11 protein-coding genes are annotated in these 16,147 nt (G+C 56.2%); 8 read left to right on the top strand and 3 right to left on the bottom strand.

Annotated elements, in window-relative coordinates:
- The first annotated feature begins 62 nt into the window (after positions 1-62).
- Complete coding sequence (locus FIU93_RS19425; RefSeq protein ID WP_152506476.1) at positions 63-1,214, top strand: fumarylacetoacetate hydrolase family protein; 1,152 nt, start codon at positions 63-65, stop codon at positions 1,212-1,214.
- Positions 1,215-1,273: 59 nt separating this feature from the next.
- Here the strand turns inward: FIU93_RS19425 and fumC are convergent, their stop codons facing one another.
- Both fumC and FIU93_RS19415 read right to left on the bottom strand, forming a co-directional pair.
- On the bottom strand, positions 1,274-2,659 hold the full coding sequence (gene fumC, locus FIU93_RS19420) for a class II fumarate hydratase (RefSeq protein WP_152506475.1): 1,386 nt from the start codon (positions 2,657-2,659) through the stop codon (positions 1,274-1,276).
- Positions 2,660-2,680: 21 nt separating this feature from the next.
- The gene (locus FIU93_RS19415; RefSeq protein ID WP_152506474.1) at positions 2,681-3,490 is read right to left on the bottom strand and encodes an alpha/beta hydrolase; all 810 of its coding nucleotides are present in this window, start codon (positions 3,488-3,490) and stop codon (positions 2,681-2,683) included.
- Positions 3,491-3,643: 153 nt separating this feature from the next.
- On the opposite strand from FIU93_RS19415, the gene FIU93_RS19410 reads away from it, so the two are divergent.
- The 3 genes from FIU93_RS19410 (at position 3,644) to lexA (ending at position 6,952) form a co-directional block, all read left to right on the top strand.
- Positions 3,644-5,224 (top strand): acyl-CoA synthetase, encoded by a 1,581-nt coding sequence (locus FIU93_RS19410; RefSeq protein ID WP_152506473.1) that lies wholly within the window; start codon positions 3,644-3,646, stop codon positions 5,222-5,224.
- A gap of 92 nt (positions 5,225-5,316) precedes the next feature.
- Positions 5,317-6,120: a hypothetical protein gene (locus tag FIU93_RS19405; RefSeq protein WP_209010171.1), complete on the top strand. Its 804-nt coding sequence runs from the start codon at positions 5,317-5,319 to the stop codon at positions 6,118-6,120.
- A 121-nt stretch (positions 6,121-6,241) separates the two neighbouring features.
- Positions 6,242-6,952 (top strand): transcriptional repressor LexA, encoded by a 711-nt coding sequence (lexA, locus tag FIU93_RS19400; RefSeq protein ID WP_022998485.1) that lies wholly within the window; start codon positions 6,242-6,244, stop codon positions 6,950-6,952.
- 4 nt (positions 6,953-6,956) lie between these two features.
- Here lexA and FIU93_RS19395 read toward each other — a convergent pair whose 3' ends face one another.
- Complete coding sequence (locus FIU93_RS19395; protein ID WP_173017359.1) at positions 6,957-9,074, bottom strand: ComEC/Rec2 family competence protein; 2,118 nt, start codon at positions 9,072-9,074, stop codon at positions 6,957-6,959.
- A 422-nt stretch (positions 9,075-9,496) separates the two neighbouring features.
- Between FIU93_RS19395 and gltX the strand changes: the two genes are divergently transcribed.
- The 4 genes from gltX to FIU93_RS19375 all read left to right on the top strand — a co-directional run bounded on the left by gltX (position 9,497) and on the right by FIU93_RS19375 (position 16,129).
- Positions 9,497-10,921, top strand: a complete 1,425-nt coding sequence (gene gltX / locus FIU93_RS19390) for a glutamate--tRNA ligase (protein ID WP_152506471.1) — start codon at positions 9,497-9,499, stop codon at positions 10,919-10,921.
- A gap of 236 nt (positions 10,922-11,157) precedes the next feature.
- Positions 11,158-12,450 (top strand): citrate synthase, encoded by a 1,293-nt coding sequence (gltA, locus tag FIU93_RS19385; RefSeq protein ID WP_022998477.1) that lies wholly within the window; start codon positions 11,158-11,160, stop codon positions 12,448-12,450.
- A 435-nt stretch (positions 12,451-12,885) separates the two neighbouring features.
- Entirely contained in the window at positions 12,886-15,312 is a 2,427-nt protein-coding gene (locus tag FIU93_RS19380; RefSeq protein WP_173017358.1) for a methyl-accepting chemotaxis protein, read from the top strand.
- 400 nt (positions 15,313-15,712) lie between these two features.
- On the top strand, positions 15,713-16,129 hold the full coding sequence (locus FIU93_RS19375; RefSeq protein WP_152506470.1) for a hypothetical protein: 417 nt from the start codon (positions 15,713-15,715) through the stop codon (positions 16,127-16,129).
- Positions 16,130-16,147: the final 18 nt, after the last annotated feature.

Genomic DNA, 16,147 nt, shown 5'->3' with positions numbered 1-16,147 from the left:
AATTTTCCCAGCAGACTATGGAAAACCAACAATGATGGCCTAACGGCCAACCTGGGAACGCCATGAAATTCTATTCAGAAACCGAATTGTCCTCCGGCACATTTTTGGGCCGTGTCTGGCGACCCGATGTCAGGGGGCCCGCCGTCGTCACGCTGCGCGAAAACCGCGTTTTCGACATCACGTCCGCAGACGCCCCCACCGTTCGGGATATTTGCGAACTAACGGAACCGGCTGCCTATGTTGCCGCAGCTAAAGGAGAAGATCTTGGCACTCTGGATGAAATCGCGGCTGGTACCTGCAGCGATCTCGCCAACCTGCATTTTCTGGCTCCCTGCGATTTACAGGCAGTGAAGGCATGTGGCGTGACCTTCGCAAACTCCATGGTCGAACGCGTGATCGAGGAGAAAGCGGCAGGAGATCCTCAAAAGGCCGAAGCCATCCGGGCACGGGTAGGTGCAACCATCGGCGACAGCCTGCGTAACCTGCGAGCCGGATCCGAAGAAGCTGCCAAGGTCAAACAAGCGCTTATCTCCGAGGGGCTCTGGAGCCAATACCTGGAAGTCGGCATCGGCCCGGATGCCGAGGTCTTTTCCAAGGCGCAGGTTCTTTCCTCCGTCGGCACCGGAGCCGACGTCGGACTTCACCCAGTGTCCAGCTGGAACAACCCAGAGCCGGAAGTGGTTCTGACAGTCTCTTCAAAGGGTGTGATTGTTGGCGCGACGCTTGGAAACGATGTCAATCTGCGTGATGTCGAGGGCCGTTCGGCTCTGCTCTTGTCCAAGGCAAAGGACAACAATGCATCCTGTGCCATCGGACCGATGATCCGACTATTCGACCAGGGATATTCTCTGGATGACGTTCGACTGGCAGAACTGGACCTGACGGTGGAGGGAGCGGACGGCTTCATCCTGAAGGGGAGATCTTCGATGAAGGAAATCAGTCGGGATCCTGTGGATCTGGTCCGGCAAACCCAGGGCCGTCATCATCAGTATCCCGACGGGATCATGCTGTTTCTCGGTACCCTCTTCGCACCGACGCAGGACCGGGACGTTGCCGGAGAAGGTTTCACTCACAAACTGGGCGACGTCGTTACAATCGAAAGTCCGGGCCTCGGTCGATTGAGCAACACGGTCCGGCTTTCGACCGAATGTCCGGAATGGACATTCGGCATAAGCTCCCTCATGCGCAATCTCGCACAAAGGGGTCTCTTGTAGTCGTACGCCGAATTGCCCAGCGCATCACGAAAGCGCTCATCAGGAAACTTTCGGCCGACCTAAAGCGACGGCTGGACCATCTTCGCCGGATCAACAACCCGGTCGAATTCCTCCGCACTGACGAATTCAAGGTCAAGGCACGCCTGCTTCAAGGTCAGATCATGCTCAAACGCATGGTGTGCGGCATGACTGGCCTTGTCATATCCGATCACCGGACTTAGCGCAGTCACCAGCATCAGGGATTGATCCAGAAACTCCCTGATGCGCTTCTCGTTCGGCTCCATGCCTTCCACCAGGAATAGGGAGAAGTTGGTGCAACCGTCGCCCATGATCTTTACCGACTGCAAGATCGCATTGATCATCAGCGGCTTGTAGACATTCATCTCCAGGTAGCCACTGGCGCCACCTATCCCGACGACGACGTCATTGCCCATCACCTGTGCCGCAACCATCGCCAGTGCCTCGCACTGCGTCGGGTTGACCTTGCCTGGCATGATCGAAGAGCCGGGCTCGTTTGCCGGAATTTTCAGCTCAAAGAAACCGCAGCGGGGCCCGCAGGACAAGAGGCGGATATCGTTTGCGATCTTGAACAATGACACTGAAAGCGTCTTCAAGGCTCCGCTCAACATGACAAGAGCATCATGCGCCCCCTGAACCGCAAACTTGTTCGGAGCCGTATAGAACGGCAAGTCCGTCAGTTCCGCGATCCGGGTGGCAGACAACTCCGCAAAAAGGGGATGAGCATTGATGCCCGTCCCGACTGCAGTTCCGCCCAGCGCCAGTCCATAGACATCCTTTAGGGCAAAACTGATGCGCTCAATGTCCTGACGCAGCATTTCCGCATAACCGGAAAACTCCTGACCAAGCGTCAAAGGCGTGGCGTCCTGCATATGCGTTCTGCCGATTTTTATGATGTCGTCCCAGGCGTCGGCTTTGTCTTGCAGGCTCTTTTGGAGCATCTGCACGCCGGGCAAAAGGCGATGCGTCACCTGGAGTGCAGCAGCCATGTGCATCGCTGCGGGAAAGCTGTCATTGGACGATTGAGACAGGTTCACGTGATCGTTCGGATGAACCGGATCTTTTGACCCCAGCACACCACCGGCAAGGGCAATGGCGCGATTGGAGATCACTTCGTTCACGTTCATGTTGGTTTGTGTTCCGCTGCCGGTCATCCACACGTGCAACGGAAAATGGTCGTCAAGTTTTCCATCAATAACTTCGTCGGCAGCCTGGACAATCAACCGAGCAAGATCTGCATCCAGCAACCCCAGCTCTTCGTTTGCAAGGGCCGCTGCCTTCTTCAAAACGCCATAAGCGTGGACAAGCTCTATCGGCATCAGGTCGCTACCGATGGAAAAATACTTCAAGGAGCGCTGTGTCTGTGCCCCCCAGTATTTGTCCTCCGGCACGTCTATTTCGCCGATGCTGTCGCTTTCAGTACGCATATGCGCCTCCTCGTAAGTGGCTCAAGGGGCCAGCAAGGTTTCCGTCAGTTCACTATCGGGATCCTTCAAACCGTCTATGACATCGAAATGATGGCGGCCGGGATCCTCCTTGTAGGTGGCCATTGGCCAGGCATCCGCAAGGAGTTTCGATTGCCTTAGAAACTCCGGACGCTCCGCTCCACCGACCCAGGCGACAACCGGACAGTCAACGGCGGGCACCATCAATGCCGCACTTTCGGCCATGGCATCGTCTTCGTTCATCTGGAAGGACTTGTTCATCACCGTGTTTCTGAGCGGGCGAAGGTCGTGCAAACCGCTGATGGAAACAACACGCTCGATTCGATCCAGAACGTCTTTCGGCAACCGGCTGTCTTCGCAAATCATGCGTGTGACCAGATGCCCACCAGCGGAATGCCCGGCAAGACGGATCGGGCCACCGACGCGAGCAGCCGCCTTCGTAATCGCGACAGAGATTTGCCGCGTGATATCTGCGATCCGCGCATCAGGAGCCAGATCATACGACGGCATGCATACCGTCCAGCCTCTTGCCAGGCAGCCGCTAGAAAAATGCGACCAGGAACTTTTATCGAATCTCAGCCAGTAGCCACCGTGCACGAACACGACGAGCCCCTTGGACTTCCTCTGCGGCCGAAACACATCGAACCGCTGACGATCCCCTTCCCCGTAAACGACATCCAGATCCTTTTCGACCCAGCTTTTCCGGAAGGTTTCCGCTTCCTGCGCCCAGCGCACGATGAAATCGTCAGCGCCTGGAATATAGGCAGCATTTGAATAGGCATCGTCCCAATCAATAATCGTCATCTCACTCATTCGAAATCCTCAGGCAAACGTCGAAACCGATCGGCGGCATACTTGCACGATTTACCTAGAAAGCGGAACGGCCTGAATGCCAATCTCAACTTGTCAAACGGACTGCCATCAACCTAACGTCTGAAAAAACCAGTAGTCGGGAGGCAAACTTAGATGGTGGAGCGCTGTTCCAATCGCGTGGCCAATCTTGCGCATTTTCTGTCCAGGAACGCTGCCCGGTGGCCCTCAGGGCCTGCGGTTGTCGAGGATGGGGTCACCTTGAGCTGGTCACAAATCGATTCGCGCGTCTCCGCACTTGCCAAGGGTCTCCAATCGGAATTCGGCGTTTCCAAGGGCGACGGCTTGCTGGTCCAGGCCCAGAACTCGCATCAGATGATCGAGATCATGTTGGCCGCATTTCGTCTGGGAGCCATCTGGGTTCCCTGCAATTTCAGACAGGCTCCGGGCGAAACGGCCTATGCTGCGGTAAAAGCGAAGGCGAAGGTTTTCCTGTGTGACGCTGATTTTGGTGCTCAGGCCGATGCAGTGCGAAACGCCAGAGATCAGCTGACAGGATGCATTACAATTGGAGCCAGCGACTTTGGCACAAGCTATGAGGATCTCCTCTCCCGTTACCGGGGACAGGTCCTGCAGAACGAGGCAGTGGACTATAACGATCCCTGTTGGCTGTTCTTCACCTCAGGCTCAACCGGCCGCCCGAAGGCGGTTGTACTCAGTCACGGGCAGATCGGATTCGTTTGCGTCAACTACATGGCAGACCTGTTGCCCGGGACGACGGAGCGCGATGCGTCGCTGGTCATAGCTCCATTGTCACACGGTGCAGGGTTGCAACTGATTGCCCAGCTATCAGCTGGTTCCACACATGTTCTCCTGCCCGGAGGTGGCTTCAATCCTTCGACTGCATTCGAGTTGATCGAAAAACACAAGGTCAGCAATCTCTTCACCGTTCCCACAATCGTCAAACGCCTGGTGGAAGACCCTTCTGTTGATCAGTACGATCACTCGAGCCTTCGTCACGTCATTTATGCGGGGGCTCCCATGTATAGGGAGGACCAGAAGCTGGCACTCCAGAAATTGGGGCACGTTCTGGTTCAATACTACGGGCTTGGCGAGGTCACCGGAAACATCACCGTGCTGCGGCCACAGGATCATTTTCTGGAGGATGGACCTGAGACACGCAGCGGCACATGCGGTACGGAGCGCACAGGTATAGAGGTTTCGATTCAGGACGAGGAAGGCAATCATCTGCCCCCCAATGAAACGGGTGAAGTCTGCGTCATCGGTTCGGCGGTCTGTGCTGGCTATCTGGAAGACGAAGACGCCAACCAGAAGTCTTTCCGGAACGGCTGGTTCCGCACCGGAGACATCGGTCACATGGATGAACAGCGCTACCTCTTCCTGACAGGCCGAGCGTCGGACATGTACATTTCTGGTGGCTCCAACGTCTACCCGAAGGAAGTCGAGGAAGTGCTGCTTACACATCCGGATATTTCCGAGGTCGCAATTCTCGGCATTCCGGACAGGCAATGGGGCGAAGTTGGCCTAGCCGTTTGTGTGGCTGCCCCAGACAATTCACCCGACCCTCAGGAACTCAGCGACTATCTGAACGGCAAGATCGCCCGCTACAAGATGCCTGCACGTTATCTCTTCATTCCCGCAATGCCGACAAGTGCCTATGGCAAGATCACCAAGAAACTGGTGCGGGAGCATTTGACCGAGAAAGGCCTGTTGTGAGACGGCCCGCCCCCAGGTCTCTGTCCGACATTCGTCATCCCGGCCCTTCTGCCATCAATCGGCTCCCCCATGCCAGATGTCTGGCGAAACCATTGGAAATCTCCCTGGCAGAGCAAACTCCCTTGCTGGAGGCGCTGGGCCGCTTCGCCACGCACCAAGGACTGAGCTCCGCCGTTCTCGATCTTTCCGGGCTCACGCTCGAAGCGTTCGACTTCGTAATGCCTGCCTGTGCAATCGATGACAGACATGCAGCCTGGTACAGCGACACGCACTCCTCGAAAGGCGCAACGCTGGAGTCCGCAGTTGCCATTCTCGGGATACGAGATGGTGAATGGTTCGCTCATGTACACGCCTCTTGGCGTGAGGAAGAAGTCGAGCACCTTGGCCACTTACTGCCGCATACGCTGAAGGTTGCGCATCAGGGGGCCATCAAAGGGTACGGCCTGCAAGGCGCAGCCTTCGTGGCATCGCTGGATCCGGAAACCGAATTCACGTTGTTTCGTGTGCAACAGGATGACGAACAGTCACGGATAACCGACTACAATGCGCTTATCACCACACTCGCTCCGTTTGCCGACCTGACGGACAGCATCCAAGAACTCGCAAAAGAGCTGAAAGCACCCTCCTACGAAGTCTATGGACTGGGCAGTCTGGCCGGAGCAGCGTTTCGCGACGCCCAGCCGATGACAGGTCTGATCTCCGAGATACTCCTGACTGAAAACGCTGGCGCGAAACCGGATCAAGAGCTTTGCGTCCCAATCCGCGCCGTTGATCTCGAAGGTGGACTGCATCGGGGCATTCTAACCGCTGGTGGCGCGCCGACTTTGATCACCTGTGAACTGCTGATCATGACCGGATCGAAGGATGACCTGAATCCGATATCGGAGACGGATTGAATACGGCAACTTGTTCGAGGCCAAGAACAGTAAGAGAACATTTACCCTTGCAGAACACAATGAGAACAGGTACCATGTTCTTGATTTGTACCAGATGTTTTCTCGGTCAGGGGACGCCTACATGCTGACGCGCAAGCAGTACGAACTGCTCATGTTCATTCACGAAAGACTGAAAGAAACCGGTGTGCCGCCGTCTTTCGACGAAATGAAGGATGCGCTCGACCTGCGCTCCAAGTCCGGTATTCACCGCCTGATCACCGCGCTTGAAGAACGTGGCTTCATCCGGCGCCTGCCGAACCGGGCCAGAGCCATGGAAGTTGTTCGTCTTCCGGACTCCATCGCACCCGGCCTGGGCGCTCCACGGCCAAGAGGCAGCTTCTCACCTGAAGTCATTGAAGGCTCACTCGGCAAACCGGAGCCTGAAAAAGCTGCACCGGTGCCGGTGTCCAGTGTTACGGAAATCCCCGTCATGGGCCGCATTGCAGCCGGCGTGCCCATCGAGGCCATTCAAACACACAGCCATTCCATCACAGTGCCGCAGGACCTGCTTGGTCGCGGGGAACACTACGCGCTGGAAGTTCGTGGTGATTCCATGATTGAGGCGGGCATTCTGGACGGTGATACCGTGCTTATCCGCCGGACCGACAGCGCCGACAGTGGCGACATCGTGGTTGCACTTGTGGACGATGAAGAAGCCACCTTGAAGAGGCTGCGCAAGAAAGGCGCTTCCATCGCTCTTGAAGCAGCCAACCCGGCTTATGAAACCAGGATCTTCGGTCCCGGCCGCGTTCGTGTTCAGGGCCGCCTCGTTGCCCTGTTTCGTCAGTATTGACCAGTCACTCCTCTGCGCGCGCTTCGGCCACCGAGGCGCGCTCGGCTAGACGCAGGCTGTCTCTCGTTACCTTACCCTGGTGATGCCAAGGGCGCGGTGGGTCAGGGATGGCAAACTTCAGTTTCTCGATTTTCAGATTTTCCTTTGGCGGATGGCCCGGTCCACTGGCACCGCTCGTAGCATTCGCGGCCTGGCTGAAATCACCGGGCGATAGCCAGATGGAGACGGCACCACGTTCGGTGCGCGTACCATGATCCAGGACGAGGGCTGCGCCGCAGCTCTCCGGAGCGACAAGATCGGTCACGACCAAATCGGCATATCGGCAATCCAGCTGAAACGCTTCAAATGTCTTTGGCTGCGCGATTGCAAGAAACGATTGCCTGCCATCCAGCCGTTCTGCGTCCTCTGAATTGACGTAGGCCCTGATGACACAACCGTCGTCATCGCAATTTCTTTGAGGCGATTTCATCTTGCGCGACAAGATCGCATCATTCCTCACTCCTTCCGACTGCAGCCAGAGATCACTTGCAAACGATCTCCCCCTAGCTGCGTAACGCAAAGTTCCCGTTTCATCGCGGGCAGCTATTCGAGAGCCGCTTGCAGCAATCTGTATATCCGGAGGCCGGCTGGTGAGAACAATCAATATTCCTGCGACGAGAGGCACTCCTGCGAGCACACGCTTTCTGCCAGGCACCAACAATCCGGCAAATAATGCTGATAGCAACAGCAATGCAGCAGCCCCGTCGAGCCTTCCGGAAGTTCCGCCGCCGGCATCCAGGGCTGCGGTAAAGGAAGCAACCTTCAACAGAAGTGAAACTCCGAAAGACATGACAGCCAGAGGGAGAGCCGCAAGGCCGAAGGGCATCAGAACGAATGCAAGTACTCCCATAGGCATCACAACAAGTGAAAACACCGGCATTCCCAGCAAGTTGCCTACAAGGCCATAGGGCGCAATGCGGCTGAAGTGATGAGCTCCTATAATGCCGGTCGCCAACCCTGCGACCAATGCGGTTACGAACAACCCTGCAACCCACTTGCCGAGGTAGAGACAAGTCGCCTTGCCCCATCCGGACACTCTTTCACCAGATGACAGGGAACGATCTCGCTGCCGCCACAGGTCATATACGGCGACCAGGCAGATCACGGCAGCGAAGGACATCTGGAAGCCGGGAAAAAACAACCGCTCAGGAGCAATCAGCAAGAGTACGAGGCCAGCCAACGCTACGCTTCGCAGGGTTAGGCCGCGTCGCCCCACCAGAATTCCGACAAAGACAATCGCGATCATCAGGAACGATCGTTGCGTCGCAACCGCACCACCGGACAGAAGCAGATAAATAACGGCAGCACCAAGGGCTGAAAGCGCGGCCCACTTGTGCACTGGCCACCTGAGCGTCAGGACCGGCACCAAGCAAAAGAGCACTAAGACCGCGCCATAGGCGCCGCCGGCAAAGAGCGCCATATGCAGTCCAGAAATTGCAAGAATGTGAGCCAGTCCGGCGGCCCGCAAAATCTCTTCCTGCTCTTCGGTTATTCCGCTGCGGTCTCCAACCAGAAGAGCAACGATCAGTGCGGTTTCCGGCCCTTCCGAAAGATTGGCCCTGATGCGTTCCGCGAGGTCTATTCGAAGCTTGGCAACGGCAACGGCAGGGCGAAATTCATTTCCAGCCTCCTCAGTCTCGATGACCTCGGGGGACCCGAAACTGAAACCCGTCGCACCTATCTGCTGAAAGAAGGCCCGGAAGGAATAATCGTATCCTCCTGGAAAGACGGGACCCGCGGGGGGAAACAGCCGCGCACTGACGCTCACGGTGCGCCCCACATCAATGTCGCCTCCCGCCGGAACGCGCAAGCGCACCTTGGCGGGAAACTCGCCCTCCTCGACAGGACGCCCATTGACCGAGGATACGGCCAGTACGATCCGGTGACCGGCTGCCCCGCTGTCAATCTCTTCTATGTAGCCAGCCAGATCCGCGTTCATCTGTTCGGCAAGGCGCGGCGCCGAAACATATGCCGTGCGAAGACTGGAGGCTGCCAGTCCGGCAAAGAATGCCAGGAAGAGAACGACGGAAACCGCCACAGTGCCGCGCTGCTTCACACGCCAGAGAACCGCGCTTACCAGCACGACCAGAACTCCCAACAGAACCCAGGAAGGTTCTTCGGGCAACCAAACGTAGACACCAATTCCCCCGGCAAACGCGAAGGCACACCACAACAGCCCTTGCGAATCCCAAAGACGATCTGCTGACGCATTGTGAGCAAAATAAGTGTGACCAGCGCCCGCTAGCCTTGAACGCCGTTTCTCACGTAATTTAGGCTTGAGCACGGCAGGTGATAAATCCTCGCGCTCAACGTCAAGGGTTGCCGTTTGCGACCGGCCGGCAGAAATATCGAGCGGACCGGACCGTGACGTCACTTCAGCTCCTCGTTTTGGTCCAAGAAATGGCCGGAGCCCCTATTTAGCCTCGCCAAAGCCTGTGCTAAGACCGCGCCACCAATCCGGCGCGCTCCGCGCCGTCATACTGACAGAGACTTTCATAAAGCACCATGGCACAGAACATCGTCACGCGCTTCGCCCCGTCCCCGACCGGGTTCCTGCATATCGGCGGCGCCCGCACCGCGCTCTTCAACTGGCTCTTCGCGCGTCATCACGGCGGCAAGATGCTGCTGCGGATCGAAGATACGGACCGGGCTCGCTCCACGCAGGAAGCGGTGGACGCATTGATTGACGGCCTGTCCTGGCTTGGGCTCGACTGGGACGGAGATCCGATCTCCCAGTTTTCCCGTGTTGAGCGCCACAAGGAAGTGGTCGAGGAAATGCTGGCCAACGGCACGGCCTATCGCTGCTACTGCACCCCGGAAGAGCTTGACGCCATGCGCGAGAAAGCCCGCGCCGAGGGCAAGCCACCCCGCTATGACGGGACATGGCGCGAGCGAGACGCCTCCGAAGCCCCGGCCGGCGTTGACCCAGTCATCCGCATCAAGGCCCCTCAGGAAGGCGAGACGGTGGTCGACGATCTCGTTCAGGGTCGCGTCATGATCCCGAACAAGGACCTTGATGACTTCGTACTGATGCGCTCCGACGGGACGCCGACTTATATGCACGCTGTTGTGGTGGACGATCACGACATGGGCATCACACACATCATCCGCGGCGTCGATCACTTGACGAATGCAGCCCGCCAGACGCTCATCTTCAAGGCTCTGGGATGGGATGTGCCGGCAATGGCGCATATTCCGCTCATTCACGGGCCGGACGGCGCAAAACTTTCAAAACGTCACGGTGCCACCGGCGCCGAAGCCTATCGCGAGATGGGCTATCTGCCGCAGGCCATGCGGAATTATCTGGCACGTCTCGGCTGGAGCCATGGTGACGAGGAGATCATTTCACTCGAAGACATGATCAAGTGGTTCGGTTTCGACGCTGTCGGCCAGTCGGCTGCGCGTTTCGATTTCAAGAAACTTGAGAACCTCAACGGTCATTACATGCGCGCGACCGATGACGGCGAATTGCTGAGCCATTGGAAGGTCTATCTCGCACATGCCGAAGGCGGCGACCAGATTCTCGCCTGGCTTGCCGATGGTGACAACGAGAACACCGCACTTGCAGCACTTCCCGGACTGAAGGAACGGGCCAAGACCCTGGTCGAACTGACGGAAAGCGCCTCCTATCTGTGGCGTCAGCGCCCGCTCGACACCGACGAAAAGGCCCAGAAGATCCTGGACGACGAGGCCCGGGCGATCCTGAAGGATCTTCACGAAGTTCTTTCCAGCGCTTCTGACTGGAGCGCGGACCCGCTGGAAACTGCTGTAAAGGCCTACGCGGAAGACAAGGAATTGAAACTGGGCAAGGTGGCGCAGCCGCTACGGGCCGCGCTGACGGGCCGAGGCACGTCACCCGGCATTTATGACGTCCTGATCGCTCTTGGCCGGGAAGAATCCCTTGCCAGAATTCAGGATCAGGCAACCTGAGACAAAGCACTGCCGGATGCATTTTTAGGCAAAAGCCAAGCTTCCGGCAGTCGCTCTGGTTGGCGAAATCCGTCTTTGACCAAAGCGTTATATCGGCCAGCTTGCGGCAGTGCAGTAAATGGGCTACGCAAGACGCGAAAAAGTCTCCAGTGCTGGTCCGGCAACCGGAAACGGGACCCATCGCCTGAAGGGTCAAACCAGGACAGCACATCCGTTTAACGTAAAGGGGTTTCTGAATGGCCGACAACAACGCCAAGCTCAATGTCGGTGGTAACGACCACGCATTCGACGTTCTTGACGGATCCATCGGACCGTCGGTTGTGAACATCTCGTCCTTGTACAAGGACACCGGCATGTTCACCTACGACCCGGGCTTCACCTCCACCGCCTCCTGCGAGTCCAAGATCACCTATATTGATGGTGACGAAGGCACCCTGCTCTACCGCGGGTACCCGATCGAGCAACTCGCCGACCACGGCGACTTCCTGGAGTCCTGCTATCTTCTGCTCTACGGCGAACTGCCGACGAAGACCCAGAAGGACGACTTCGTCAATCGTGTGACCTACCACACGATGATCCACGAACAGATGAACCGTTTCTTCTCCGGTTTCCGTCGCGACGCCCACCCGATGGCAGTCATGGTCGGAACGGTTGGGGCGCTGTCCGCTTTCTATCACGACTCGACCGACATCACCGATCCGCACCAGCGCATGGTCGCCTCCCTGCGCATGATCGCGAAGATGCCGACCATCGCCGCAATGGCTTACAAGTACCACGTTGGTCAGCCATTCGTTTATCCGCGCAACGACCTGAGCTATGCGGCAAACTTCCTGCACATGTGCTTCGCGGTCCCTTGCGAGGAATACAAGGTGAACCCGGTTCTGGCCCGCGCCATGGATCGCATCTTCATTCTTCACGCCGACCATGAGCAGAATGCATCGACCTCTACGGTTCGTCTGGCAGGTTCTTCCGGTGCAAATCCGTTTGCCTGTATCGCAGCCGGTATCGCTTGCCTCTGGGGGCCGGCACATGGCGGCGCCAACGAAGCAGCGCTCAACATGCTGTCGGAAATCGGCTCCGTAGACCGCATTCCGGAATATGTCGCTCGTGCCAAGGACAAGAACGACCCATTCCGTCTGATGGGCTTTGGTCACCGCGTCTACAAGAACTACGACCCGCGTGCGCGCATCATGCAGAAGACCACGCACGAAGTTCTCGGCGAGCTTGGCATCAAGGACGATCCGCTGCTGGACGTTGCCATGGAGCTGGAAAAAATCGCGCTCAACGACGAATATTTCGTCGAGAAGAAGCTGTACCCGAATATCGACTTCTATTCCGGTATCACGCTACGCGCGCTTGGCTTCCCGACCACGATGTTTACCGTTCTGTTCGCTCTGGCCCGTACCGTCGGCTGGATCGCCCAGTGGAAGGAAATGGTGGAAGATCCGTCCCAGCGCATCGGCCGTCCGCGTCAGCTCTACACTGGTGAAAAACTGCGCGACTACACGCCGATCGACCAGCGCCGCTAAGGCCGTACACAGACAAGCGCCTGGAATTTGCAGCAGCATTTCAGCTGAATGCATATCAAAACGGAAGACGCTCGGCTTTATTGCCGGGCGTCTTCTTTATTTTGTTACCCAGCGGAAACAAAACAAATCCAAGAAATATTTTTCCCGTTCAATCGAGGCAAGGAAAAAAGCATTCACCTGTCATTATTCTTGAGAATAGAAAATATCGAATATTTTCCGAAAAATAAAATGAAACAAAAAATAAAAAACACGCACTTAAAACTCAGAATGATATTTCTCTAACTTTCCTCACTTACATATGAGATAAAGAATTAATCGTTATAATTACGCCCTAAATTCCCGTAATAGAGAATTTTCACGAATAATAAGGAATCTTTGCTTACCCTTTCAAACAAATAGCGCACATTGAATACGCTGGGGTTTCGAGGGGTTAACATGAGTTTCCTGAAGTTCGCTTCTGACTTGAAGTTTGGGGTAAAAGTCGGCGGTAGTTTTGCTGCCGTTGTTGCCCTTACGGGCATTGTAGGTGGTGTTGGCGCATACAGCGTCTTGACCCTCTCGGAGCGCATGGAGGTTGCCAAACAGTCAACTTCCGCCATTGCACAGTTGCAAAACCTGGCAAGCAAGAAGGAAAGCTTCCTGTCCTCACAGGACCTTCAGACAGCTGAAGCAACAATCTCCGACATCGGTGTGTTGAGTGCCGAACTTGAAACGCTCCAGAACCAGCTCAAGGCTGATCCCGAAGCTCAGGTTCCCGTCGCTGAAGCAGCTACCGCTGTAAAGCAATTCCGTGAGGCTTTCGAAGAGGTCGTCGGCCTGACGCAGACACAGACCGCAAAGCAACAGCAACTTGATGGCGCTGTGCAAAATCTTGAGAAGATCTCTTCGGAGATCCTCGGCAAGGCCCTGATGGCGCGAGACGGCGTCAGCCAGGACGAGACAAACGCACGCAAGACGCTGGTGCTCGCCAACAAGGTCGGCCAGGCTGCTGCCGGTTTCCAGGAAGAGGCGCTTACTCTTCAAAATCTTTTCAACGCTGCAGCCAACAACGCCAAGCAGCTTTCAGACATCAAGGATCGGGTTGCCCTGCTTGTGCCCTCTGCCAAGCAGATGGCAGCAAACAGTTTTGACGGCGTCGACCCCGGCAAGTTCCAGCAGCTTGCTGCCAAAACGGCCGAACTGGAGCAGACACTCGGCAAACTGACCGAGACGAAGGATTACATTGCGATCTTCGACCTGACAGATGCTGCCAAGGCGGGGTTCGAGCAGCTTGTTTCCGATGTGAAGGAAATCCGTTCACAGGCAAATGTGGCCATCGACAATGTCTATGCACAGGCTGACCAGATCAACCAGCGTTTCTATGTCGTCGACAGTGTCGCGGACACGGTTATGCAGATCGAGGCAGACGCAAACGCAGTAAAGGCCGCCGCGTTCTACTTCATGCTTTCGCCGAGCGACACGTCTCAGCAGACCGTGACGACCGGTATCGAGGGCCTCGACAAACTGGCGTCCCGGCTCGAATCGAGCGCCAAGGACTTCCCGGCGATCTCCGACATCGTCCCGGCTGTGAAGAGCTCTATCGACAGCTTCGCTGCGAGTTTTTCCGAACTGGCTTCAAATCAGCTCCAGCTCGCCGAACAGATCGACACCATGACGGAACTGTCTCAGACAGTGCAGACGCAAATCACCACCATCTCCACCAATCAGAGCGCTGCTGCACAAGCCTCCAGCTCCAGCGCACTTGGCGTTATCAGCCTCGCCCTTCTGACAGCCATCCTGGCGGGCGTTGGGATGGCTATTGCACTCAACTTCGCGGTAACACGCCCTCTTCGCCGGACGACGGAAACCATGTCCCGCCTGGCGGAAGGTGACACGGATGTCGAGATCGACGGCACCGGGCGTGGTGACGAGATTGGCGACATGAGCCGAACCATGCAGGTCTTCCGCGACAACGCTGTTGAGCGACTGCGCCTGCAGTCGGAAACAGAGCAAGACCAGCACCTGCGTGCAGAGCGGCAAGCCCGCATTGAGGCTCTGATTTCCGGTTTCCGTGAGAAGGCGACAGAAGTCCTGGGCTCCGTTGCAGAAACGGCACAGACACTTGATGGCACCGCTCAGGATCTCAGCGCTATCGCCAGCCAGAACTCCAGCCTTGCCGATAGCACCTATGGTGTAACCGACGAAGCGACACAGAACGTTCAGACGGTTGCAAGCGCCGCAGAGGAGCTTGCCGCTTCTATTCAGGAAATCTCCCGTCAGGTGAACCAGACCACGCAGGTTGTCGATCGGGCAACCGAAGGCACACAGGTCACCAACGAAAAGGTTCAAAGCCTTTCGACAGCAGCCACCAAGATCGGCGAAGTCGTCAACCTGATCCAGGCGATCGCAGAGCAGACCAATCTCCTGGCCCTCAATGCAACGATCGAAGCCGCACGCGCCGGCGAGGCCGGCAAGGGTTTTGCAGTCGTTGCCGCCGAAGTGAAGGAACTGGCAACCCAGACGTCCAAGGCCACCGAGGAAATCAGCTCGCAGATCTCCGAAATCCAGAATGCAACCAAGGACGCCGTTGTCGCAATTGAGGCGATCACACAGACTATGGAAGAGGTCAACGAATACACCTCAACCATTGCAGCGGCAGTCGAACAGCAAGGTGCTGCAACGAGCGAAATCTCGGTCAACGTTCAGCGGGCTGCCGAGGGCACAGGTTCCGTAAAGACCAACATGTCGGATCTATCGCAGGCAGTCGCCCAGACCAGTCAGAACGCCAATCTGGTTCTCGGCGCTTCAAGCGAATTGTCGCAGAAAACCGATATTCTGAAGAATGAAGTCGGGCATTTCCTGGACAACGTAGCCAACGCCTGAACGAAGCAACCTGATCCCACGAGACTTGGAAAAACCGGGGGCGAACTGCACCCGGTTTTTTTGTCTGTCTGGCCTGCACCGGTTCATCGGAGCTTCCAAAAGCGTGCCCCAAACAGGGGCGCGATTGCTTCATGTCTTAATTTTCAGCATGAAAATGTCGTCGCGACAGAGTTGCCATTTCAGCGAAAGCTGAGTTTTTCTCGCGTAAAAACAATCACTTGAAGAAGATAAGAATATTCACAATATTCCAATCAATATTCGTTAAAATACCACCGATTAAGCAGAAATTCACCTAAAGTTAGTTAGTATAAATTCACCAATTATATTCGGTTATCACTTAAAAAAATTGCTGATACGCTCCTCTAGTCATTTCGTTTCTTTGAAATGAAGGGAGAAGATAATGAATGCTCTTAGTATTAAATCACTTACAGTTGCGGCAACAATTAGCCTCTTCGGGTTGCCAGCAATCGCAGCCGACGTAAGTCTTTCCTTTGACAAGATAACAACTGTCGAAGCTGACGGCGACATGTCGGTGTGCACCAAAAGGTATGGATCCGGTTACAAGACAAGCGCATCTGACAAAGGCGCCGAGCACCGGGTGACGGACAACGGACACTCCTTCAAAGTAGTCAGCAACGATGTTTCTCAGAACATGGGGGTCGTTTCGTTTCACAATACCTACCTGATGTCCTTTGATGGTGAAACGGACCCTGTTTCAGCTGAGCTGTGGGCGACAGGTCTGGCCGGCGAACCGGTGTTCCGTGGAACTTTCTCGGATGGCACCTGCCGCGGCCACGTTGATATGTCAGCGTCCTGAACCGGCGAAGCCGAAACT

Origin of the sequence: Labrenzia sp. THAF35 (assembly GCF_009363595.1) — a bacterium.
GTDB lineage: Bacteria > Pseudomonadota > Alphaproteobacteria > Rhizobiales > Stappiaceae > Roseibium > Roseibium algicola.
This window is presented reverse-complemented; position numbering and strand designations above follow the sequence as displayed.